Below are 22,041 nucleotides of genomic sequence, written 5' to 3' on the forward strand. Positions count from 1 at the left end.
TCACGATGACCCGAGGCGCTCCAGCGCGGGGATGAGCGCATCGAACCGGTCGATCACCGCGTCCGCGCCCAGTTCATTGGCGGGCCTGTCGCAATAGCCATAGCCTGCCGCCACCACCGGGACCTGCGCGGCGCGCGCGGCCATCACATCGTACGTGCTGTCGCCCACGAAGGCGAGGCGAATGGCGGCGCAGCGCTCGATTGCGGCGTGGATCGGATCGGCGGCGGGCTTGGCGCGGAAATTTCCTTCGGCGTCCTTGCCCAGGCTGTCACCCCCGATCAGCGTCACGAAACGGTCCGAAAGGCCCAGCTGGTCCAGGATTTCGGCCGCGAAACTTTCGAACTTGTTCGTCACCACGGCCAGCTTCACATCCTTCGCGGCGAGTGCGTCCAGCGTTTCGATCACGCCGGGGAAGGGCGCGGTGTGGACTGCGTTGTGCTCCGAATAATAGCGCAGCAGGGTCTTGTAGAGCGGGCGGAAATCCTCGCGCTCCAGGCTGCCGCCCTGATGCTCTATCGCGCGGGCCAGCATCACCTTCGCGCCGCCGCCGATCAGGCCTTCCACCTTTTCGGGGGGCACCTGCCGGTATCCGCCTTCGGCCAGCGCATGGTTCACTGCGGCGGCGAGGTCTGCCTTGGTGTCGAGCAGGGTGCCGTCCAGATCGAGGCCGATCGCGTCAAAAGGAAAATCACTCATGCGCCCTCGCGTGGCGAAACCTTCTTCATTCTGCAAGCCGATGGTGGCACAGCGCCGGTTATGAGAGATTTCGCCGCCATCATCCTCGCCGCGGGCAAGGGCACCCGCATGAAATCCGATCTGCACAAGGTGCTGCACCCGATTGCCGGGCGCCCGATGCTGCATCACCTGATCGACTCACTCGATACGCTTGGGCCGAAACACAAGGTCGTGGTGGTCGGCGCTGGGCGCGAACAGCTGGAGGCCGCACTGGGCGAGGAAGCGCAGACGCGCGTGCAGGAGCCGCAGCTAGGCACCGGCCATGCGGTCCAGCAGGCGGAGGACGCGCTGGGCGATTTCACCGGCGACGTGCTGGTGCTCTACGGCGACGTTCCCTTCGTGCGCGGCGAGACGATGCAGGCGATGCTCGACCGCCTGCATGCCGAGGATGCGCCCAAGGTGGTGGTGCTGGGCTTCGAGCCCGAAGACGCGCTCGCCTATGGCCGCGTGATCGCGGACGACCAAGGCAAGATCGCCAAGATGGTCGAATTCAAGGACGCGTCCGAAGAAGAGCGTGCGTGCAATCTGTGCAATTCGGGCCTGATGGCCGCGCGCGCTGCCGACATGTTCGATCTGCTGCGCCGCGTGGGCAACGACAATGCGCAGGGCGAATATTACCTGCCCGATATCGTCAATATCGCGATTGCCGATGGCGACACCTGCGCGGCGGTGACCGCGAGCGATCCGGGCGAGGTCGCGGGGATCAACAGCCGCGCCGAACTCGCCCGCGCCGAAGCGCAGTGGCAGGATCTGAAGCGTGAGGAAGCGATGGCGGGCGGCGCGACTTTGCGCGCGCCCGAAACGGTGTTCTTCAGCTACGATACCGAAATCGGGCGCGATGTGACGATCGACCCCAATGTCGTCTTCGGCCCCGGCGTGCGGATCGCCGACGGCGCGCATATCAAGGCGTTCAGCCATCTGGAGGGCGCCACGGTGGGCGAAGGCGCGCAGGTCGGCCCCTACGCGCGCCTGCGGCCGGGTGCGGTACTGGAAAAGGACGCCTTCGTCGGCAATTTTGTCGAGATGAAGAAGGCGACGCTGGGCGAAGGCGCCAAGGCGAGCCACCTCACCTATTTGGGCGATGCCAAAGTCGGCGCAGGCGCGAATATCGGCGCGGGCACGATCACCTGCAATTACGACGGCTACTTCAAGTACAAGACCGTGATCGGGGAGCGGGCCTTCATCGGATCGAATTCGGCACTGGTCGCACCCGTGACCATCGGCGCGGACGCCATCGTGGCGGCGGGCAGCACGGTGACGCGCGACGTTGCGGCGGGCGAGTTGCGGATGGAGCGCGCCGAACAGTCCATCAAGCCGGGCTGGGCGGATCGCTTCCACGACACGATGAAGAAGAAAAAGGCGGGGCAGGGCAAATGAAGCATGCATGGCTAATGGCGGCGGCCGCGCTGTCTATCGTGGCGTGCGACCAGACGGGTGACGGGGCCGACCAGCTCGACACGGCCGACCTTGAATCGCGCGAGGATACGCCCGCCTCCCAGGCGCCCGAAGGCGCCGACAGCAATGCTGCGGACGACGCACAGGTGGCAGAGCAGGCCATGCAGCAGATGGCCCAGCCGGTCGCCTGCTCGCAGGACGAGCAGACGCTTTTCTTTTGCGAGGCGGGGCGCAAGCAGATCGCGGTCTGCGGCGTAAGCGACGCGCAGGGCAATCCCGTTGCGCAGTATCGCTACGGCTCGGACACTGCGGAAATCATGCTGACCGGCGGGCGCTTTTCCAACACGCCCTACTCCGGTGGAGGGGAATCGCAGATCCAGTTCGCCAAGGGCCCGGTTCGCTATATTGTCTACAGCCGGACGATACGCACCAATTTCGCGTCGGGAGAGCCGAACAATCCCGAATTCACCGATGGCGTTCTCGTCGTGCGGGACGAAGAGGTCGTGGCGGACCGGCAATGCACGGCCCGGGTAGAAGCGGTCGATGTGATGGCTGGCGAATCCTATGGCGGAGTAAGCAAGGATATCTTCTACGCCGTCGATTGAGGGCAGGGGCGGCCCGCTGGTGTGCTGGCTGTGCGGGCGGCCCGTCGAAAGCCGCCTGCAGTGGCATCATCCCGTGCCCAAAGCGAAGAAGGGGCGTGTGACGGTGCCGGTTCACCCGATCTGCCATCGCACCATCCACGCGAATTTCACCAATGCGCAGCTGGCGCGGATCGGCGACGATCCGGCACGGCTGAAGGAGAACGAGACGGTCGCGAAATTCGTGGCCTGGATCGCGGACAAGCCGCCCGATTTCCACGCGCCTACGCGCTGAGCGTCAGGGGAGCCGGGTAAGGATCCGGGCCATCACGATACCGATGAAGGCGCCGGCCATGTCCGCGCCAAGGTCGGCCCATTCGGCGGAGCGGCCCCAGTCCGTCAACCACTGCGCGATCTCGATCAGACCGCCGAAGATCGTCAGAAAGATGAAGATCCCCACACCGCTGCGACGGCGGAAGCCGGCACTGGCCAGCCCGCCCAGGCCGAAGAAAGTCATCGCGTGCAGCAGCTTGTCGTTCATGTGTCCCGCGCTGCCGCTGCTGGGGACGAGGGCGATGACGAAAGCGCTGCAGAGGGCCACGACCAGCGCGAAACGCGCCAGCCAGACCAACGGACGGTTCATGGCGATACGGGACATTGGTAGGTGTCGCCGGAAGCGGCGATCAGCTCTCCACGTGTTCGGCGAGGATGGTCAGCCCGTTCTCGCCCACTTCGGCGAAGCCGCCGCGCACCTCGATCGTCTCGGGGCTGGCACCGGCGGTCTTGAAGATCTGCACCGCGCCGTCGCGGATCGTCGACATGAAGGGCGCATGGCCTTCGAGCACGCCGAATTCGCCTTCGGTACCGGGCACGACGACCATGTGGACATCGTCGCTGCGCACGTGGCGGGCCGGGGTCACCAGTTCGAAATGGAGGGGCATCTTGTCAAATCTCCGTAGCGGGCTGCCGCATGGCGGCGGCCTGTGATGTGCTGTCGAGCCGCAGCCCGATAATGATCGCAATCGCGCCGCCGATCCCATAGCCGATAAAGCTCAGAATGTCCGGCCAGATCATCCGGTGGACCACCGTCTGCCACGCCGCCAGCGGCATTGCGGCAATGGCGATGGCGCTGATGGCAAACAGCGGAACCATGATCGGCGCGCGCTTGCCGCGAAGCCACTGGACCATGCAGCCGAAATTGGCGGCCACAAAGGGGAAGGCGAAGGCGTAGAGCCAGACGGGCTGGGCAGGCTGGTCGAACACCATGCGCGCCGCGATCTGGAACATTTCCTCGAAATTCTGCCAGTTCTCGCGCCGCCAGCGATGGATGTCGAAGGCGGAGATCAGCAGGAAATCGGCGATCCCCAGCTGCAACAGCCGCCGGAGCAGAAGGTCGACCCCGATGGGGGCCGGTGCCTGCTGCTCCGTGGCCATGTGCTTACGCGTCCTCGGCCAGCTTCTTGGCCTTCTCGACCGCCATGTCGATCCCGCCGACCATGTAGAAGGCAGCTTCGGGCAGGTGGTCGTATTCGCCGTCGACCACCGCCTTGAACGACTTGATCGTGTCTTCCAGCTGCACGAACTGGCCCGGGATGTTGGTGAACACCTCGGCCACGTGGAACGGCTGGCTGAGGAAACGCTGGATCTTGCGCGCGCGCTGCACGGTCAGCTTGTCCTCTTCGGACAGTTCGTCCATCCCCAGAATGGCGATGATGTCCTGCAGGCTCTTGTACTTCTGCAGCGTTTCCTGGACCTTGCGCGCCGTCTCGTAGTGCTCCTGGCCCACGACGCGCGGTTCGAGCACGCGGCTGGTGGAGTCGAGCGGGTCGACCGCCGGGTAGATGCCCAGCTCCGAAATCGCGCGGTTCAGCGTGGTCGTCGCATCAAGGTGGGCGAACGAGGTGGCAGGCGCAGGGTCGGTGAGGTCGTCCGCAGGCACGTAGATGGCCTGCACCGAGGTGATCGAGCCCTTGTTGGTCGACGTAATGCGTTCCTGCAGGTTGCCCATGTCGGTCGCCAGCGTCGGCTGGTAGCCCACGGCCGAAGGAATACGGCCGAGCAGTGCGGACACTTCCGAACCGGCCTGCGTGAAGCGGAAGATGTTGTCGACGAAGAACAGCACGTCCTGGCCTTCCTCGTCGCGGAAATATTCCGCCATGGTCAGGCCGGACAGCGCCACGCGGGCACGCGCACCGGGAGGCTCGTTCATCTGGCCGAACACCAGCGCCACCTTCGACCCTTCGGAGATCGCATTGCCATCGGCATCCTTGGCGATGACGCCCGCGTCGAGGAATTCGTGGTAGAGGTCGTTACCTTCACGGGTACGCTCACCCACGCCCGCGAACACGGACACGCCGCCGTGGCCCTTGGCGATGTTGTTGATCAGTTCCTGGATCAGCACGGTCTTGCCGACGCCCGCGCCGCCGAACAGGCCGATCTTGCCGCCCTTGGCGTAGGGGGCGAGCAGGTCGATCACCTTGATGCCCGTGACGAGGATGCTCGATTCGGTCGACTGGTCGACGAATTCGGGAGCCTCGGCGTGGATCGGGGCGGTCTTTTCCGCACCGATGGGGCCGCGCTCGTCGATCGCTTCACCGATCACGTTCATGATCCGGCCGAGCGTCTTGGGGCCGACGGGCACGGAGATCTGCGCGCCGGTGTTCACCACTTCGCTGCCGCGGGTGAGGCCGTCGGTGCCGTCCATCGCGATGGTGCGAACGGTGCTTTCACCGAGGTGTTGCGCAACTTCGAGAACCAGCGTGTTGTCGCCGTTCTTGGTTTCGAGCGCGGTCAGGATCGGCGGCAGTTCGCCTTCGAAATGCACGTCGACGACGGCGCCGATCACCTGGGCGATCGTGCCGTTGCCCGTCAGGTTGGGCTTGGTGGTGGTTGTAGCGGCGGTGGCCATGTATCAGTCCTTGCCTTTTCAGTCCTTGTTGGCCTCTGTCCACGAGAGACCGAGGTAGTTTATTAAGGGCCCGTCTTGCTTGGTCGGCCCTATGTATGAAAGACCCCGAATTTGCGGGATCTTCTGATTTTTTGCCTAAGCTGCGCGACCAATTTCGCGTCCCGACAATGAACCTACCTGAGACGTATCACTTCAGTGTCTCCAGCCTCGACCTTCACCCTCTGCATGATGATGATGCCTTCGAAGTCATCGAAATCGAAGATTTCGCCCGGGTTGTAGTTGAGCCTTCTCGTCCCCGTGTTATTCAGGTTTGCGAACACGAAATATTCCCCGGCAGGAACATTGCTGAACTCGAACTGGCCATATTCGCAATGACTGTTTTGAGTGACGACTGGCAGTTTCAAGATCAAGTCGCCAAGCAGTTCGCGGTCCTCTTCGACCGAAGTACGGCCTTGGTCGGCCCCCCCGAAGACTTCACGAACCAAGCGCTCGGAATCCTCATCGACCGGAGAAAGAGCGATGGCGCTGCTTCGCCCACATTGTCGAGTGCTTCCATTGAGGGCCGCGCTGGCCGTCCCTCTGATCGAGCCGGTCGATACGCCATCCGTCTGGGCGGCGTTGAGAACATTGGGCGCCCAGAAGCCGGCAATTGCCATAAATCCGACTGCAGCGAATACTTTAGTAGCACTGGCGATCATAGGGCGCTCCTTGGCTTGAGGCCCAACCCTACACCAAAAACCGATGTGCGGGAATTCGGTCGAATCACAACGCCTCCGCGCCAGCGATGATTTCGATCAGTTCGGTCGTAATCGCGGCCTGGCGGCTGCGGTTGTATTCGATGTTGAGGTCCTTGATGAGGTCGCCCGCGTTGCGCGTCGCGTTGTCCATCGCGGTCATCGAGGCGCCCTGTTCGGAAGCCGCGAGTTCGAGCAGCGCGCCGAACAGCTGCGTGCGCACGTAGCGGGGCAGCAGTTCCTCGAGAATTTCCTCCTCGCCCGGCTCGTACTCGACCACGGCATCGCCGCCCGTCGAGACGGCATCGGCTTCGGGCGGGGGCACGGGGATCAGCTGCTGGGTCACCGGTTCCTGCGCCAGAGCCGACTTGAAGATCGGGTAGATGAGGTGCGCGACGTCGAACTTGCCTGCCTCGAACATCTCGAGCAGCTCGTTGGCGATCTTTTCCGCCTCGTCGAAGCCGGGGTCGCGCACGTCGGACGTGTCGAACTGTTCGGCTACATCGGCAACATTGCTGCGCTTGATCGGTGCGCGGCCCTTCTTGCCGACGAGGTAGAATTCGACCTGCTTGCCATCGGAGATCAGGCCGCGCGCCTTCTTCAGCGCTTCCTTCACGATATTGGCGTTGAGGCCGCCGCACAGGCCCTTGTCGGTGTTGATCACCACCAGCAGGTGGCGCTGGTCCGATCCCGTGCCGCTGAGCAGCCTGGGCGCGGATGCGCTGTCACCCACCTTGGCCGCCAGGCTGGCCATCACCGCGTTCAGCCGCTCCGCATAGGGGCGCGCGGCCTCGGCGGCCTCCTGCGCACGGCGCAGCTTGGCCGCCGCGACCATCTGCTTGGCCTTGGTGATCTTCTGCGTCGACTTGACCGACTTGATCCGGCCCTTGAGTTCCTTGAGGCTAGCCATCTCGGCTCCCTGTCCTTCTAGGGCTTACGCGAACTGCTTGGCGAAAGCGTCGAGCGCCTTGACCGTGCGGTCCTTCACGTCGTCTTCGAACTTCTTGCTTTCGCGGATGTCCTTGAGAACGTCCGCATGTTCGTGACGCATGAAGCTGAGCATCTGCGTTTCATATTCGGTCACCCGGTCGGTCGCGACATCGTCGAGATAGCCGTTGGTGCCCGCGAAGATCGACACGGTCTGCTCTTCGAACGGCATGGGCGAGAACTGCGGCTGCTTGAGCAGCTCGGTCAAGCGCGCACCGCGGTTGAGCAGCTTCTGCGTCGAAGCGTCGAGGTCGGAACCGAACTGCGCGAACGCCGCCATTTCGCGGTACTGCGCCAGCTCCAGCTTGATCGAGCCCGAGACCTTCTTCATCGCCTTGGTCTGTGCGGCACCGCCCACGCGGCTGACCGACAGGCCGACGTTAATCGCCGGGCGCACGCCCTGGTAGAACAGGTCCGTTTCGAGGAAGATTTGCCCGTCGGTGATCGAGATCACGTTGGTCGGGATGTAGGCCGACACGTCGCCTGCCTGCGTTTCGATGATCGGCAGCGCGGTCAGCGAGCCGGCGCCCTGTTCGTCGCTCATCTTCGCCGCGCGTTCGAGCAGGCGGCTGTGGAGGTAGAACACGTCGCCCGGATAGGCTTCGCGGCCCGGCGGGCGGCGCAGCAGCAGCGACATCTGGCGATAGGCGACGGCCTGCTTGGAAAGGTCGTCGTACACGATCACGGCGTGCATCGCGTTGTCGCGGAAGAACTCGCCCATCGCGGCGCCGGTGTAGGGCGCGAGGTACTGCAGCGGAGCGGGCTCCGATGCGGTCGCGGCGACCACGATGGTGTATTCCATCGCGCCGTTTTCTTCGAGTTGCTTGACGATCTGCGCGACGGTCGAGCGCTTCTGGCCGACCGCAACGTAGATGCAGTACAGCTTCTCGTTCTCGTCATCGCCCTTGTGCGCATCGCGCTGGTTGATGAACGTGTCGATCGCGACGGCGGACTTGCCGGTCTGGCGGTCGCCGATGATCAGCTCGCGCTGGCCGCGGCCGACGGGGACGAGGGCGTCGATCGCCTTGAGGCCCGACTGCACGGGCTCGTGCACGCCCTGACGCGGGATGATGCCGGGGGCCTTCTGTTCGACCAGGCGACGTTCGGTCGATTCGATCGGGCCCTTGCCGTCGATCGGGTTGCCCAGCGCATCGACCACGCGGCCCAGCAGGCCCTTGCCCACGGGCACGTCCACGATGGTTTCGGTGCGGCGAACGGTGTCGCCTTCCTTGATGTTGGTGTCCGAGCCGAAGATCACGACACCCACGTTGTCGGCTTCCAGGTTCAGGGCCATGCCCTTCACGCCGCCGGGGAACTCCACCATTTCGCCGGCCTGGACCTGGTCCAGCCCGTGGATGCGGGCGATCCCGTCCCCTACGGAGAGCACGGTGCCGACTTCGCTTTCCTGCGCAGATGCGTCGAAGTTGGCGATCTGGTCCTTGATGACCTTGCTGATTTCTGCGGCGCGAATATCCATTGCCTTAGCCTTTCATCGACAGCCCTCCCGAAAAGGAGGCGACTGTCAGCCTTTCATTGCCTGCGTAAGCGCGTTGAGACGGGTGCGGATCGAACCGTCGATCCGCCGGGAACCGATGGTGACGATCAGGCCACCGAGCATGTCCGGGTCGACGCTGTGCGTCAGTTTGACCGTGCGGCCTTCGCGCGCGGTCAGTTTCTTCTTGAGTGAAGCGATCTGGTCTTCCGCCAGCGGGTGCGCGCTGATGACCTGCGCGCTGACTTCGCCACGCTGCGCGGCGGCGATTTCGCGGAAGGCGCGAATCATGCGCGGCAGTTCCGCCAGCCGGCGGTTCTCCGCCAGCACGCCGAGGAAGCGGCGGGTGAGCGGATTGAGTTCGAGCAGCTTGGCCACATCTTCGATCGCCGCCATCTTGGCCTTGCGGCCGAGCTGCGGATTCGTGGTCAGCCCGACGAGATCGGATGACTGGTCGAGCGCGGCGGCAAGCGTGTCGAGATCGCTCTCGACCGGGCTCACTACGCCGTCCTCTGAGGCGAGCTCGAACAGGGCAACAGCGTAGCGTCCTGCAAGGCTAGCCTGAATACCGGCGGAAATCTCCACGCCTGGGTTCCTCTTCGGGTTCGGAAAAACGAAAGCGGTACTTGCCGTACGGGGCCGCATCCTAAGCGTAAAGGGGGCCGCCCCGGCAAGGCTGGCGCGCGCCTAGCATTGGGGTTTCAGAAGCGCAAGCCGAGGGGGTGTGATTCGTGGGTCGCACGTCAGAGCGTTCGGGAAAGCCATGCGATCGGAATGAACGACATCGCTACGTAACCTGCGCCCACCTTCCACCATTTGTCGGCGAAGATCATCCATCCGACGAGCAGCATCGGCAGCCATTCGCCCCAGCCGCGGATCATCCCCTGGACGAATCCGTAGCGCGTGAAGAGTGTCGCGAGCCAACTCCCGCCGACCGTCGCGACGAGTATGAGGACGAGCGACCACTGATAGCGCCGGTTGACCATGTAATATTCGCCGAGATCGAGCCGACCCTCCTCCGGCACCCTGTCGGGCAGGGCGGCCGCCGCGATCAGCACGATGACCACCAGCAACCCCATGATCGGCAGAAATTCGCCAAGCGTGATGGATCGTCCATCGGCGCGATTCGCCATCATCCACCAGAACATCAGCACAATCATCAGCGCGAAGACTGCGAAGATCGGCTGTGCCCAATGCCAGCGGACATTGGGCGCGCGGACCAGCCGGTTGAGATTCTCCAGTTCGAAGGTGATGGCGACACCGAGCACGATGGAAATGAGGACGAGCGCCTGTTCCATCGTTCAGGTCAGTCCGCAGGCTGGCAGGTATAGACCAGCCGCTCGTTCGGCTGGGAGGGAAGGGCGGCCAGCACCGCGTCCTGCCGTCGGCCCAGCTCCGCCGCGCCGTCGGGCGCATCGCAGGACGGCGCCGAATAGGAACCGCGTGCCTCGCGCGCGGCGGCAATGGCTTCGCGCGACAGCAGATAGCGGTCCGCCCGGTAGGTGCGGGTTTCGGGGTCGTAGCGCGCGACGCTGACGATATCTTCCTCGTTGGGCACGAATACGCGCGCCCACTGGCCGCCGGCAAAGCCGTATTGCGTGCGCCCGTTCACGCAGCCATCCGCCGACCAGCGCAGCGAGACCGACTTCTGCGCATCGCCCGTCACGCGGCTGCGCACGGGCTCCAGCGTACACACGAACTTGCCGGCATTCGCCAGCGCGGCATCGTCTCCGGCTTGCTGGCTGCCGGTTTCCTCTTCCAGCGCTGCCGCCACCCGGCGGTCGATCGCGTCGAGCCCGGGGCGGGTGAGGTAGAGTGCGGCTGCGGCCACCGCGCAGATTGCGGCCAGGGCGTAGCACGCGGCAGGCAGCCATTCGGGAAGGCCCTTGCGTGCATCGCTATCCCATTCCGGATCGTCTTCAAGCGCTTCGTCGGGCAGTGCTTCCCCGCTCGCCAGCTCGCGCTCGCGGCGCTGGGCAAGCATGTAGCCGAGCACGCCGAGCCCGATGGCCGCGATCAGCAACAGCAGGGAAAGTGCGATGCGATTCTCGCGCTCTTCCTGAACTTCCATCTCGGCTTCGAGCTGGAGGCGGGCCCGCCTTTCGCTCGCCGCTTCGGAGCGGGCCTCCATCTGTTCGCGCGCGGCCTGCGCGGCGGCGGCGCGGCGCTGGCGCTCGGCTTCGTCCAGCTCGGCCAGACTGCGGCAGGGCAGATCGTTGAGCCGGGGGTTTACGTTGTGCGCGCGCAGGAAGGGCAGCAGTTCGCGATTCGAGACCGCGAAGTAGAATTCCGCGTCGGTCCCGTCGCTCTCCGCGCCGAAGGAATTGACCCCCAGCACGCGCCCGCAATTATCCAGCAGCGGACCGCCCGAATTGCCGCGCGCGATGGGGGCGGTGTGCAGGATCGTGTCGAACTGGCGGCTGGGCCGCTCGCCCGAGATGAAGCCCCGGCTCTTCACCGGCGGCTGCGAGCGCACGATGTCCTGGATCGAGAGCCCCTGCGCGCGGTCCACGTTCATGGGATAGCCCACGGAGGTCACGGCATCGCCGCTGCCGCCCGGCTTGTTGGCAGCGAGCGTGAGCGGGGGCATGCGCAGCGATCCCTGGATGGCCAGCAGCGCGAGATCGGTGCCCGGGTCTATCGCCACGATCCGGGCGAAGGCGGGCGCATCGCCATCGGGCGGGACGATACCGATCACCCGATCCTCTCCGAAGGGGCCGGCGGACATGGCCTCGCGCACGACATGCGCGTTGGTGATGATCCGCTGCGGCGAGACCGCGAAGCCGGTTCCGTGGCTGACCGGATAGAGCTGTTCCTCCCCCGTATCCTCCACGGCCTTGTCGAAGATCACCACCCGCACGACGCCGCGTGCGGCTGCGTCGATATCGGCAGCTTCGGCATGGGCGGCACTGGCGAGGCCCAGCGATGCCAGCGCCAGGGCGAGAAAGAAGAGGATTCGCGTCATGGCGGCCTATTTGAACGTCGGTGGATTTGGCCGCAAGCTTCGGGATGCGGCGAATCCGTCACTATTCTAAGAGCAAGGTCATGACGAAAGATGAAAGCGAAGCGCCGATCGACGAGCAGCAGGCGTGGCCTGCCGTGCTGCGGCGCGACCGGGCGTTCGACGGGCAGTTCGTCACCGGCGTGATGAGCACCGGCATCTATTGCCGTCCGAGCTGCGCGGCGCGGCATCCCGCGCGCGAGAATGTACGGTTCTTCGCCGACGGGGCGCAGGCGCGCGCGGCGGGGCTGAGGCCGTGCAAGCGCTGCCTGCCCGACGATATTGCGCGCGACGAGGCGGCGGTGCGCGCGGCGATCGACGCGATTCGCGGGGGAGAGCGCGCTACGCTGGACGAACTGGGCTCCATTACGGGCTATTCGCCCACCCACATCCAGCGGGTCTTCAAGCGGGCCGTCGGGCTTTCGCCTGCTGCCTATGCGCGTGCGCTGAAGGAGGAGCGGGCGCGGGACGCGCTGTCGGGCGCTCCGCGCGTGACCGATGCGATCTACGATGCCGGCTACGAAGCGCCCAGCCGCTTCTACGCGGCGATGGAGGGCAGGATGGGGATGAGCGTGAGCGCATGGAAAAATGGCGGCAGGGGAGTGACGATCCGCTGGGCGGTGGTGGAAACGACACTGGGCCCCATGCTGGTCGCCGCCACCGACAGGGGCGTATGCCGCCTCTCTTTCGGCGAGCGCGAAGACGCGCTGCGAGCCCGCTTCCCCCATGCGGAACTGGTGGAGGGCGGGGCCGATTTCGCGCAGCTGCTCCGGCGGGTGGTTGCCGCGGTCGAGCGGCCGGGGACGGGCGCGGACATTCCGCTCGACGTACAGGGCACGGCCTTCCAGGAGGCGTGCTGGCAGGCCCTGCGCGAAATCCCGCCGGGCGAGACGCGCAGCTATGGCGAGCTTGCCGCGGCGCTCGGCAAACCGAACGCCAGCCGCGCAGTGGGCGGAGCCAACGGTGCGAACAATGTCGCTGTGTTGATCCCATGCCACCGTGTGATCGCCGCGGATGGCGGGCTGGGCGGCTATGCCTACGGGACGAAGATCAAGGAGGAGTTGCTGAAGCGCGAGCGCGACGAATGAGGACTGTCGCCGGGCCGGGGTCTGGCGTATGATCGCGGCATGATCAGCGCGTTTCCCGTACCCTCTCGCCCCGCGCTGGCAACGATTGCGGGGCCGGTCGTCGTAGCCGGTTCGCTGGCGCTGATCGGCACCGGCTGGGCGGCGGGAAACCCGATGCTCGCCGCGTTCCTGTTCTGCTGGCTGATCGCCGATGGACTGATGCTGGCCACCATCGCGAAGCATGAATCCTCCCGCCCTGGCCCCAGGGCATTGCTCGGCGCCCTCGCAGCGGCCAGCCTTGTCGTGCTCGTGGGAAGCCACGGCCCGGTGCGCGAGGCGATCATGGCAATGCGTGCGGTTCCGGCGGCACTGGTGCTGACGGTGGCCGCCTATTGCGGCTGGTCCGGGTGGAAAGCCGTCGTGACCTGGCGGGCCGATGGCTCACTGGAGGAAGGTCTGGCGCAAATCTTCCCGCGACCCTTCGTCGCGCTGGCACTGGCAGAGGCACGCGTGCTCCATCTCGCGCTGTTCCGCTGGCGTGCGCCCGCCGACATTCCCGCAGGCGCGCAGGGGTTCGGCTACCACCGCTACCTGGCTCCGATGCTGGCCGTTCTGCTCGTGCTGCAATTGATAGAGCTGGGCGCAGTCCATGTGCTGGTGATGCTCTGGAACCCCACTCTTGCGTGGGTTCTTCTCGGGATAAGTGCGTGGGGAGCCGTCTGGATACTTGCTCTGCTCAAGAGCTTGCGCCTCAAGCCGATCCTCCTCACCGACGAAGGCTTACGGGTGCGCGCAGGGTTCCTCGTCGATGTGAACGTCCCGCTGGACGACATCGCGGAGGTTCGTAGCAGCTTCGGCTCGCAAGAGGTGCGGGCGAAGACGGCGCTCAACGCGGCGCTTGTGTCTTGGCCCCAGTTCCTGGTCGAACTGCGCGGTCCGCTTGCCGTGCCGGGGCTCTTCGGCGCAAATCGCAACGTCGAGCGGGTGGCGTTCAAGCTCGACGATCCGGCCGCCTTTCGGGCCGAACTGGATCGCCGGCTCGCGGAACGCGCTACGCCTTTTCGCGCCTGAAGATCGTACGCGCGGCCAGATCGAAGCAGGCAGACAGGTCCTGCGCGGGCGGGATCGTGTTCCCGAACAGCAGCGGAGAATAGAGCGGCGAGTAGAGCAGGGCGAGGGCCGCGCGCGGTTCCACTCCGGGTAGCAATTCGCCCGCTTCCGCGGCGCGCGCCATGCGCATGCGCGCCCAGTCGCGGCGCGGGTCGAGCCAGCGCTTGCGCACCGCTGCCGAGACGGTGGGGCTTTCCCGCCCGCCCATCAGCAAGGCTGCGAATGCCCGACCGGGCGGGCCGCGCAGATCGCGGGCCATGCCGTTGATCTGGGTGCGGAAATCCTCCTCGGCAGAACCGGTTTCGGGCAGATCGGGTGTCTCGTCGATGGTGGCGAAAAAGGCATCCACCGCCAGATCGCCGCGGCCTCCCCACCAGCGATAGATCGTGCTCTTGCCCGTACCCGCCTCGCGCGCGACGCCTTCGATCGACAGATTTTCGTATCCCTCGCGCACCAGGATTGCGAGCGCGGCGACAAGGATCGCCTCGCGCGCTTCCTCGCTACGGGGGCGGCCGGCGGCCTTTCGGGGATTGTTTTCCATACGAAACGGTATCGTATCGGGCAGGGAAAGTCCATCCGATCGGATGGGCTATCTACTTGCCGATTCTTCTGAACAAGGCCCTGATCACTTCTGCGGAGGAACGGCGTTTCCGGGGTTTCCAAGGCGTCATATCGCTGTACCTGAACGCCCGCCCGCGAAGCTTGGACTTCTGACCGCAGGTGAGCCAGGCGAGGCCAAATATGAGCGCGGCAGCCGTCCCCTCGACAATGAGGACCGATCGGAGCTCCGAAGCAATTCTTTGCCACTCGGGCTCGAGCATGATTCCCGCCGCAACCGCAAAAACTACCAGCCAGCCCGTGAAGAGAAGCTCTAGAAAACGCTCGTTGACCCGGCTTACGGAGTAGCTGACGTCGTTTCTTAGGAGCGCGGTCTTGTGGAGCCGTCCTTCGACCTCGTCTTCGAGGAAGTCGACGTGCTTCTCCCAGTTTTCCTGCCAGAATTTTGAACCTCGCGCGGACAGGATCGCCGTCCATGCTGCAAGTGCGCCGAGAACAGCGATTACGAGGACCAGGGCAGGGTCGAAATCTCCGCCGTTCGAACTGAGGGCGAGTGCACCGAAGGTGACGAACTGGAAGCCCCAGAAATAGGTCGAACGGCGCCAGTAGTTCTCGATCTCGAATTTGCGAAGCTCGTGCGCTCGTTCGAGCGCTCGGAGATGGGATTCGCTCGGCCCGCAGTCGCTCAGGCTGAGCTGCTCGCGGTACCTCGATTTTGTCAGAAGAATCGGTCGAGGAGTTTCCATGGGCCGGAACCTAGGGCGATTCCCCTCCTAGCCGAAGTGCAAATTCATCGGGCCGCTAGGGCAGTTCGTAGCGGCGCGCAGAACGGCTGCGTATCGGAACCGGTTGGCTTGTGAAATGGGCGCGGCCAAAGCCGCGCCCATAGCTTGGTGCGCTTACTCGGCGCCGACGAAGATGGCCTTGGCGTTGGCGAATTCCTTCACCCCGAAGCCGCCGTGTTCGCGGCCGTAGCCGGAATTCTTCACGCCGCCGAAGGGCATAGAGGGGTCCGCCACGCCGAAGGTGTTGATGAAGACCATGCCCGTATCGAAATGCTTGCTGGCCAGCTCGATCGCGCGGTCGACGTTCTTCGACATGATTCCGCCACCCAGGCCGTAGCGGCTGTCGTTGGCGATGCGCATCGCATCCTCGTCATCCTTCGCCTTGATGATCGAAGCGACCGGGCCGAACAGCTCGTCGTCATAGGCGGGTTGGCCTGGTGCGACGTCGGTCAGCACGGTGGCGGGATAATACGCGCCGGGGCCGTCCGGAATTGCGCCGCCGCACGCGATCTTCGCCCCATTGTCGACCGACTTGTCGACCTGCTCCTGCAAGGTCTTGCGCAGGTCCTCGCGCGCCATCGGGCCCATGTCGGTATCATCCGAGGTCGGGTCGCCGGTCTTGATCGCTTCGAATTTGGCGACGTATTTCTCGACGAATGCATCGTAGACCTTCTCGGTCACGATGAAGCGCTTGCCGTTGATGCAGGTCTGGCCGTTATTATACAGCCGCGCGGTGGCGCAGATGCCGACGGCCTTGTCCAGATCGGCGTCCTCCAGCACCATGTAGGCATCGTTGGAGCCCAGCTCGAGCACGGTTTTCTTGAGCGCCTTGCCCGCCTTTTCGGCGATATGCTTGCCAGCACCGTCGGAGCCGGTCAGCGTTACGCCGCGCACCTTGTCGTAGCCGATCACCTCGTCCGAGGTGTCGTGGTCGATCACCAACACGGTGAACAGGCCATCGGGCAGGCCGCCCTTCCGGAAGATCTCCTCGATCTTCAGGCCGCTGCCGGTGCAGTTGGCCGCATGCTTCAGCAGCACGCCGTTACCGGTCATCAGGTTGGCGATGGCGTAGCGGATCACCTGATAGGCGGGGAAGTTCCACGGCTGGATGCCGTAGATCACGCCGATGGGGGAGTAGGTGACGATGCCGCGCCCGGCATTGTTGGGATCGCGCTTCTCGTCCGCCAGCTCCTCGGGGCCGTTCGCGGCAGTGTAGTCGCAGATCGCGGCGCACAGGGCGACCTCGTCGCGGCTGTCCTTCAGCAGCTTGCCGACCTCTGCGGTCATCAGCTGGGCGAGCTCTTCCTTGTTGTCGCGCAATGCCTTGCCGAGGCCCTTGATGACTTGCGCCCGGTCTTCGAGGCTGCGCAGCTTCCATTCGGCGAAGGCATCGTGGCAGGCATCGACCTTGGCGAAGGCTTCGTCTTTCGTGAGGTGCTGGTAGGTTTCGAGCTGTTCGCCGGTGGCGGGGTTTACGGTTGTGGCTTGTGACATTGGGGGTCGCTTTCTCTTTTAGGGGTTTACCTACCCAAGTCGTGCGGCGGGCCGATGTTCCGCAGGGGCGGCAACGCAGGGCGCTGCCCGCCATTGCATTTGCGAAGCGTTCGCATTAAGTGCGCTGCCATGAGCCAGAGACCCGAACCCCGCCAGTTGACCGTCCTCCGCCGCGACCGGATCACTCCTTCGCTCCAGCGCGTTACCCTCGGCGGCCCCGGTCTCGCCGGATTTCCCGCAGATCAGGAAGGCGGCTATCTCAAGCTGTTTCTCGGCGAGGCGGAAAACGGCAAGCCGATCATCCGCACCTATACGATCCGGCACCAGCGCGATGGCGAACTGGATATCGACTTTGCGCTCCACGGGGGCGAGGCGGCGGGCCCGGCGACGAAGTGGTCGCTCACGGCCGAGCCGGGCAGCCCCATCACCGTAGGCGGGCCGGGTGCAGCCAAGCCGCTGCCTTCAGGCCACGATTTCTACCTGATCGCCGGCGACATGACCGCGCTGCCTGCAATCAGCGTGAATCTCGCCGCCTTGCCGCCGGGCGCGCGCGGGGTGGCCGCGATCGAGATCCAGAACGAGGCAGACAAGCTCGACCTGGACAAACCCGACGGCGTCGAAATCCGCTGGCTGGTCAACCGCGAGCCGGGGAGCCAGCCCGACCTCCTCGTCGACGCGCTGCGGAATGTGGAACTGCCGGAGGGACAGCTTGCCGCGTGGGCGGCGTGCGAGTTTTCCTCCATGCGAAACCTGCGCGCATTCCTGCGCGACGATCTGGGGCTGCGCGGCGAATCGCTCTACATCTCCAGCTACTGGAAGGCGGGGCTGATCGAAGACGAACACAAGCTCGCCAAGCGCGAGGATGCCGAGGCGCAGGCGGCCTAGGCGGCGCTGGAGCGGCGTTCTACCGCCTGACGCATCAGACCCAGCGCGGTGCGCAGCGCGGCCAGCCGGACGCCATCGCGCCCGATCGCACCATAGTGCTTTTCGCGGTGTATCGGCTCTTTGTCCCGGGTTGCCAGCGCGAAGTGCACGAGCCCTTCCTCATCGTCCTCTCCGCCGGGCCCTGCGAAGCCGGTGATCGAGACCGCGATATTGGCCTGGGACCGGGCGAGCCCCCCCTGCGCCATCGCCAGCGCGACATTCCGGCTGACCGCCCCGCAATCCTCGACCAGCTTGCGCTCGATCCCGAGCAGGTCGCATTTGGCTGCGTCCGAATAGGCGACGAACCCGCGCTCGAACGCATGGCTGCAGCCGGGCACGTCGGTCAGCAGAGAGGCGAGCAGGCCGCCAGTGCAGCTTTCGGCGGTCGCCAGTCGCAATTCGCGCTCGCACGCGGTTTCGAGCACGGCATGGGCCAGCTGCGTGATGTCGTCCGGAAGCGCGTATTCGAGTTCTTCGACCAATTCATTCAATCCGTTGCGCGTGCCCACTTGCTGTCGGCGGGTGTCAACGAAACGAGAAATTCCTCGGCGGTTTCCAGATAGGCCTTTTGCTTGTCTTCCCCCATCCGGTCCCAGTTGGAATAGATCCGGCCGATGCGATGATTGCTTTCCAGCCTGTCGCGGTGGCGGTCCATGAAATGCCAGTAGAGCGAGTTGAACGGGCACGCGCCTTCGCCGGCCTTCTTGCTGACCGAGTAGGCGCAGTCGCCGCAGTAATTGCTCATCTTGTTGATGTAATTGCCGCTCGCCGCATAGGGCTTGCTCGCCAGCTTGCCGTCGTCGGCGTAAAGGATCATCGCGGCCACGTTGGGCAGTTCGACCCATTCGTAGGCATCGGCGTAGACCACCAGATACCAGTCCTGCACTTCGCGCGGGGAAATCCCGGCGATCAGGCAGAAATTCCCGAGCACCATCAGCCGCTGGATGTGGTGCGCATGCGCATTGTCGCGCGTGGAGCGGATGCAGTCCGCCAGGCAGCGCATGTCGGTCTCGCCGGTCCAGAAGAACTCGGGCAGCGCGCGCTGCGCGTTGAGCGCATTGGCGCGCTGCAGGTGCGGCATGTGCAGCCAGTAGAAGCCGCGGACATACTCGCGCCAGCCGATGATCTGGCGGATGAAGCCCTCTACGCTGTTCAGAGGCGCCTTGCCGTCGCGGTATGACTGCTCGGCGCGCTCGCACAGCTCCAGCGGATCGAGCAGGCCGAGGTTGATGCTGGTCGAGAGCATCGAGTGAAACAGGTCGTCCTGCCCGTGGACCATCGCGTCCTGAAACGGTCCGAAGCACTCGATCCGTTCGGCGAAGAAGGCATCCGCCGCTTCCTCCGCCTGGTCGCGGGTCACGGGCCAGCCGAACTTGTCGAGGCTGCCGAAGTGAGCGGCGAACCTGTCCTCCACCAGTTCGATGACCTCCTGCGTGATCTCATCGGGCGCGAACAGCGGACGCTGCGGCGCTTCCAGCCCCTCCTTGGGCGGCTTGCGGTTTTCGCTGTCGTAGTTCCATTCGCCGCCCTCGGGCTGGCCATCATCCATGAGCAGACCGGTCTTCCTGCGCATCTCGCGATAGAAGAACTCCATCCGCAGCGTGTCGCGGTCCTCGGCCCAGTCGCGGAATTCGGCCAGCGAGCACACGAAGCGGCCGTCGGGCAGGATCTCGACGTCGCAGGCGAACTTGTCGGGCCATTCCTCGATGGCCTGCTGCACCCGCCACTCGCCCGCCTCCACGATATGGACCGCGCGCGGATCGTGGCGCTCGATGGCGCGGGCGACCTCTCCGGTGAAGCTGCCCGCATTGTCCGGATCGGTCAGCTCGACATAGTCGACGCTCCACCCCGCATCGCGCAGTTCGGCGGCGAAGTGGCGCATCGCGGAGAAGATCAGCGCGATCTTCTGCTTGTGGTGGCGCACATAGGTCGCCTCGTCCCACACCTCCATCATCAGGATGACGGTATCGTCCTTCGCGCGCCCCCGCAGGGAGGCGAGGGTGCGGGTCAGCTGATCGCCGAGGATGGGGACGAGGACGGGTCGGGAAGCCATATCCTAGACGAAGCTATAGGGATCGATATCGATCCCCACACGCACCCCGCGCGGCAGCTCCAGCGGGCCCAGCCAGTCGCGGATGGCGTCCTGCAGCGCGGCGGTGCGTTTGGCATTGATCAGCAGGCGATAGCGGTAGCGGCCGCGCAGCTGCGCGAGCGGGGCGGGTGCGGGGCCGAGGATCATTATGTCGTTCAGCCGGGGGCGCGCATCCCCGATCCGCGCGGCGGAAAGCCTCGCTTCCTTTTCGTCCTCGCTCGACACAATGATCGCTGCCCAGCGGCCGAAGGGCGGGGCGTTCGCATCCCTGCGCGCATCGAGCTCTGCGGCGTAGAAGGCATCGCGGTCGCCCTCCGCCAGCGCGGCGATCACCGGCGCCTCGGGATGCCGCGTCTGGATCAGCACTTCGCCCGGCTTGGACGCGCGGCCCGCGCGGCCCGCGACCTGTGCGATCTGCTGATAGACGCGCTCTGCGGCGCGCAGATCGCCGCCTTCCAGGCCGAGGTCCGCATCGACAACGCCCACCAGCGTCAGGTCGGGGAAGTGGAAGCCCTTGGTCACCAGCTGGGTGCCCACGATCACGTCGATCGCGCCGGCCTCTGCCATCGCAACGAATTCGGCGGCGCGCGCGGGCGTGTTCAGCGTGTCCGAGGTGGCGACCGCGATGCGTGCCTCGGGGGCGATCTCGCGTACCTCGTCCGCCACCCGCTCGACGCCGGGTCCGCAGGGGACGAGGCTATCGGGCTCGCCGCATTCGGGGCAGGCTTCGGGCGTCGGTTCCTCGTGCCCGCAATGGTGGCAGGCGAGCCTGTGGCTGAACCGGTGCTCCACCAGCCACGCGCTGCACTGCTTGCACTGGAAGCGGTATCCGCAATTGCGGCACAGCGTCAGCGGGGCATAGCCGCGCCGGTTGAGGAACAGCAGCGTCTGCTCCTTGCGCTCCATCCGCGCGAACAGCTCGCGCGCAAGGCTGGGGGCAAGCCAGCGGCCGCGTTCGGGCGGCTCCTGCGTCAGGTCGATCAGGCGGATCGTCGGCAGCGTGGCCCCGCCGAACCGGCTGGGCAGATCCAGTTTTCGATACGTACCCGTCTCGGCCATGTGCAGGCTTTCCAGCGCGGGCGTCGCGCTGGCGAGCACCACCGGAATCCGCTCGAAATGGCCCCGCATGACGGCGACGTCGCGCGCGTTGTAGCGCACGCCATCGTCCTGCTTGAAGCTGATCTCGTGCGCTTCGTCGACCACGATCAGCCCCAGGTTCGCGTAAGGCAGGAACAGTGCCGAGCGTGCACCCACCACCACCTGCGCACCGCCGTCTTCCGGCGCGCGGGCAATCGCCCTCCACGCGCGGCGGCGTTCGGAGGATTTGAGCGAGGAGTGCCACAGCACCGGCGGCGCGCCGAAGCGATCCTCGAACCGGCGCAGAAAATTCTCGGTCAGCGCGATTTCGGGGAGCAGAACCAGCACCTGCCTGCCCGCGCGAATAGCGGACGCCACCGGCTCGAAATAGGTTTCGGTCTTGCCCGATCCGGTCACCCCGTCGAGCAGGATCGGTGCGAAATCCTCCGCCTCGACCGCCTCCACCAGTTCGTCCGCGACCTGCTTCTGGTCCGCCGACAGCACCGGCTCTGCATGGTCGGGCAGGGCGCGGGGATAGGGGCGGTCGGCGTCGACTTCCTCGGGCTCGAGCACGCCCTGGTTGACCAGCCCGCGCAAGACGCCTTCGGAGACGCCCGCCAAGACGGCGAGCTCTCGAAGCGTGCCCTGCGCGCCTTCCAGCTTCTCCAGCGCCTGCTGGCGCTGCGGCGTCATCCGGTCGGGCTGCTCGCCCGTGAGGCGATACTCGGTCACGCTCACACCGCCCTTCAGCGCGCCGCCGCTTGCCAGCACCATCCGCGCGACAGAGCTCATGGGCGCGCAGTAATAATCCGCGGTCCATTCGATCAGACGGCGCAGTTCGCTGCGAATCGGTGCGACCGGCAGGACCGACAGGATCGGGCGCAGCTTTTCCTCGGGCACCTCGGCGCCCGGCAGGCGTTCCTCCTCCCACACGATGCCGGTGACCTGGCGCGGGCCCAGCGGGGCAATCACCACGTTGCCGTGCTCCACCGCCATGCCATCGGGCACACGGTAGTCGAGCACGCCGAGCGCGGCGTTGAGGACGAGGAGGCGGATACGGCGCATGGGTCGACCGCCAATATGGGCGCGGGGGCTCCCGCG

General features: G+C 65.4%; 23 protein-coding genes. 6 read left to right on the forward strand and 17 right to left on the reverse strand.

Annotated features, from left to right (window positions below; all coding sequences use genetic code 11):
* Positions 1 to 696: an HAD hydrolase-like protein gene (locus ADAD_RS0105180; RefSeq protein ID WP_010410596.1), complete on the reverse strand. Its 696-nt coding sequence runs from the start codon at positions 694 to 696 to the stop codon at positions 1 to 3.
* Between the two features lie 60 nt (positions 697 to 756).
* On the opposite strand from ADAD_RS0105180, the gene glmU reads away from it, so the two are divergent.
* Genes glmU through ADAD_RS0105195 form a run of 3 tightly spaced genes read left to right on the forward strand, consistent with a single transcriptional unit; the run spans position 757 to position 3,006 of the window.
* Positions 757 to 2,112 carry a bifunctional UDP-N-acetylglucosamine diphosphorylase/glucosamine-1-phosphate N-acetyltransferase GlmU gene (gene glmU / locus ADAD_RS0105185; RefSeq protein WP_010410599.1) on the forward strand — a complete coding sequence of 452 codons (1,356 nt, stop codon included), beginning with the start codon at positions 757 to 759 and terminating at the stop codon, positions 2,110 to 2,112.
* A complete protein-coding gene (locus ADAD_RS16300) occupies positions 2,109 to 2,735 on the forward strand; it encodes a hypothetical protein (RefSeq protein ID WP_192807574.1) in 627 nt (208 codons plus the stop codon). Before glmU ends, ADAD_RS16300 begins: the two co-directional genes overlap by 4 nt.
* 19 nt (positions 2,736 to 2,754) lie before the next feature.
* On the forward strand, positions 2,755 to 3,006 hold the full coding sequence (locus ADAD_RS0105195) for a hypothetical protein (protein ID WP_010410601.1): 252 nt from the start codon (positions 2,755 to 2,757) through the stop codon (positions 3,004 to 3,006).
* 3 nt (positions 3,007 to 3,009) lie between these two features.
* Here ADAD_RS0105195 and ADAD_RS15565 read toward each other — a convergent pair whose 3' ends face one another.
* The 10 genes from ADAD_RS15565 to ADAD_RS0105245 all read right to left on the reverse strand — a co-directional run bounded on the left by ADAD_RS15565 (position 3,010) and on the right by ADAD_RS0105245 (position 11,797).
* Positions 3,010 to 3,369, reverse strand: a complete 360-nt coding sequence (locus tag ADAD_RS15565; RefSeq protein WP_033193195.1) for a VanZ family protein — start codon at positions 3,367 to 3,369, stop codon at positions 3,010 to 3,012.
* Between the two features lie 25 nt (positions 3,370 to 3,394).
* The gene (locus ADAD_RS0105205) at positions 3,395 to 3,652 is read right to left on the reverse strand and encodes an ATP synthase F1 subunit epsilon (protein WP_010410605.1); all 258 of its coding nucleotides are present in this window, start codon (positions 3,650 to 3,652) and stop codon (positions 3,395 to 3,397) included.
* A gap of 4 nt (positions 3,653 to 3,656) precedes the next feature.
* Positions 3,657 to 4,145, reverse strand: coding sequence for a hypothetical protein (locus tag ADAD_RS0105210; RefSeq protein WP_010410607.1), 489 nt, complete (start codon positions 4,143 to 4,145; stop codon positions 3,657 to 3,659).
* A gap of 4 nt (positions 4,146 to 4,149) precedes the next feature.
* Positions 4,150 to 5,619: a F0F1 ATP synthase subunit beta gene (gene atpD / locus ADAD_RS0105215; RefSeq protein WP_010410608.1), complete on the reverse strand. Its 1,470-nt coding sequence runs from the start codon at positions 5,617 to 5,619 to the stop codon at positions 4,150 to 4,152.
* 173 nt (positions 5,620 to 5,792) lie between these two features.
* Positions 5,793 to 6,317 carry a hypothetical protein gene (locus ADAD_RS0105220; protein WP_139020348.1) on the reverse strand — a complete coding sequence of 175 codons (525 nt, stop codon included), beginning with the start codon at positions 6,315 to 6,317 and terminating at the stop codon, positions 5,793 to 5,795.
* 64 nt (positions 6,318 to 6,381) lie between these two features.
* Positions 6,382 to 7,263, reverse strand: coding sequence for a F0F1 ATP synthase subunit gamma (locus ADAD_RS0105225; protein WP_010410611.1), 882 nt, complete (start codon positions 7,261 to 7,263; stop codon positions 6,382 to 6,384).
* Positions 7,264 to 7,287: 24 nt separating this feature from the next.
* Complete coding sequence (gene atpA / locus ADAD_RS0105230) at positions 7,288 to 8,817, reverse strand: F0F1 ATP synthase subunit alpha (protein WP_010410615.1); 1,530 nt, start codon at positions 8,815 to 8,817, stop codon at positions 7,288 to 7,290.
* Between the two features lie 45 nt (positions 8,818 to 8,862).
* A complete protein-coding gene (locus tag ADAD_RS0105235) occupies positions 8,863 to 9,417 on the reverse strand; it encodes a F0F1 ATP synthase subunit delta (RefSeq protein ID WP_029139925.1) in 555 nt (184 codons plus the stop codon).
* A gap of 158 nt (positions 9,418 to 9,575) precedes the next feature.
* A complete protein-coding gene (locus ADAD_RS0105240) occupies positions 9,576 to 10,130 on the reverse strand; it encodes a hypothetical protein (protein WP_010410623.1) in 555 nt (184 codons plus the stop codon).
* An 8-nt stretch (positions 10,131 to 10,138) separates the two neighbouring features.
* Positions 10,139 to 11,797 (reverse strand): S1 family peptidase, encoded by a 1,659-nt coding sequence (locus ADAD_RS0105245; RefSeq protein ID WP_010410625.1) that lies wholly within the window; start codon positions 11,795 to 11,797, stop codon positions 10,139 to 10,141.
* A gap of 80 nt (positions 11,798 to 11,877) precedes the next feature.
* Here ADAD_RS0105245 and ADAD_RS0105250 point away from each other — a divergent pair, with 80 nt between their 5' ends.
* Together ADAD_RS0105250 and ADAD_RS0105255 are read left to right on the forward strand one after the other, a co-directional pair.
* Positions 11,878 to 12,921, forward strand: a complete 1,044-nt coding sequence (locus ADAD_RS0105250; protein ID WP_010410628.1) for a bifunctional transcriptional activator/DNA repair enzyme AdaA — start codon at positions 11,878 to 11,880, stop codon at positions 12,919 to 12,921.
* A gap of 39 nt (positions 12,922 to 12,960) precedes the next feature.
* Positions 12,961 to 13,971 (forward strand): hypothetical protein, encoded by a 1,011-nt coding sequence (locus ADAD_RS0105255; RefSeq protein WP_010410631.1) that lies wholly within the window; start codon positions 12,961 to 12,963, stop codon positions 13,969 to 13,971.
* Here ADAD_RS0105255 and ADAD_RS0105260 read toward each other — a convergent pair.
* The 3 genes from ADAD_RS0105260 to ADAD_RS0105270 all read right to left on the reverse strand — a co-directional run bounded on the left by ADAD_RS0105260 (position 13,952) and on the right by ADAD_RS0105270 (position 16,847).
* Positions 13,952 to 14,551, reverse strand: a complete 600-nt coding sequence (locus tag ADAD_RS0105260; RefSeq protein WP_010410633.1) for a TetR/AcrR family transcriptional regulator — start codon at positions 14,549 to 14,551, stop codon at positions 13,952 to 13,954. The two genes, ADAD_RS0105255 and ADAD_RS0105260, sit on opposite strands and share 20 nt — an antisense overlap.
* Before the next feature lie 52 nt (positions 14,552 to 14,603).
* Positions 14,604 to 15,314: a RipA family octameric membrane protein gene (locus ADAD_RS16305; RefSeq protein ID WP_010410636.1), complete on the reverse strand. Its 711-nt coding sequence runs from the start codon at positions 15,312 to 15,314 to the stop codon at positions 14,604 to 14,606.
* Positions 15,315 to 15,467: 153 nt separating this feature from the next.
* Positions 15,468 to 16,847, reverse strand: a complete 1,380-nt coding sequence (locus ADAD_RS0105270) for an NAD-dependent succinate-semialdehyde dehydrogenase (RefSeq protein ID WP_010410641.1) — start codon at positions 16,845 to 16,847, stop codon at positions 15,468 to 15,470.
* 129 nt (positions 16,848 to 16,976) lie between these two features.
* Here ADAD_RS0105270 and ADAD_RS0105275 point away from each other — a divergent pair, with 129 nt between their 5' ends.
* The gene (locus ADAD_RS0105275) at positions 16,977 to 17,732 is read left to right on the forward strand and encodes a siderophore-interacting protein (protein ID WP_010410643.1); all 756 of its coding nucleotides are present in this window, start codon (positions 16,977 to 16,979) and stop codon (positions 17,730 to 17,732) included.
* Here the strand turns inward: ADAD_RS0105275 and ADAD_RS17185 are convergent.
* The 3 genes from ADAD_RS17185 to ADAD_RS0105290 are packed head-to-tail and all read right to left on the reverse strand — an operon-like array spanning position 17,729 to position 22,005.
* The gene (locus ADAD_RS17185) at positions 17,729 to 18,280 is read right to left on the reverse strand and encodes a CinA family protein (RefSeq protein WP_010410646.1); all 552 of its coding nucleotides are present in this window, start codon (positions 18,278 to 18,280) and stop codon (positions 17,729 to 17,731) included. The two genes, ADAD_RS0105275 and ADAD_RS17185, sit on opposite strands and share 4 nt — an antisense overlap.
* The gene (locus ADAD_RS17190; protein WP_010410650.1) at positions 18,259 to 19,824 is read right to left on the reverse strand and encodes a cryptochrome/photolyase family protein; all 1,566 of its coding nucleotides are present in this window, start codon (positions 19,822 to 19,824) and stop codon (positions 18,259 to 18,261) included. Before ADAD_RS17190 ends, ADAD_RS17185 begins: the two co-directional genes overlap by 22 nt.
* Positions 19,825 to 19,827: 3 nt before the next feature.
* Positions 19,828 to 22,005, reverse strand: coding sequence for a primosomal protein N' (locus ADAD_RS0105290; protein WP_010410653.1), 2,178 nt, complete (start codon positions 22,003 to 22,005; stop codon positions 19,828 to 19,830).
* Positions 22,006 to 22,041 lie beyond the last annotated feature (36 nt).

This window comes from Citromicrobium sp. JLT1363 (assembly GCF_000186705.1).
Taxonomy (GTDB): Bacteria; Pseudomonadota; Alphaproteobacteria; order Sphingomonadales; family Sphingomonadaceae; genus Alteriqipengyuania.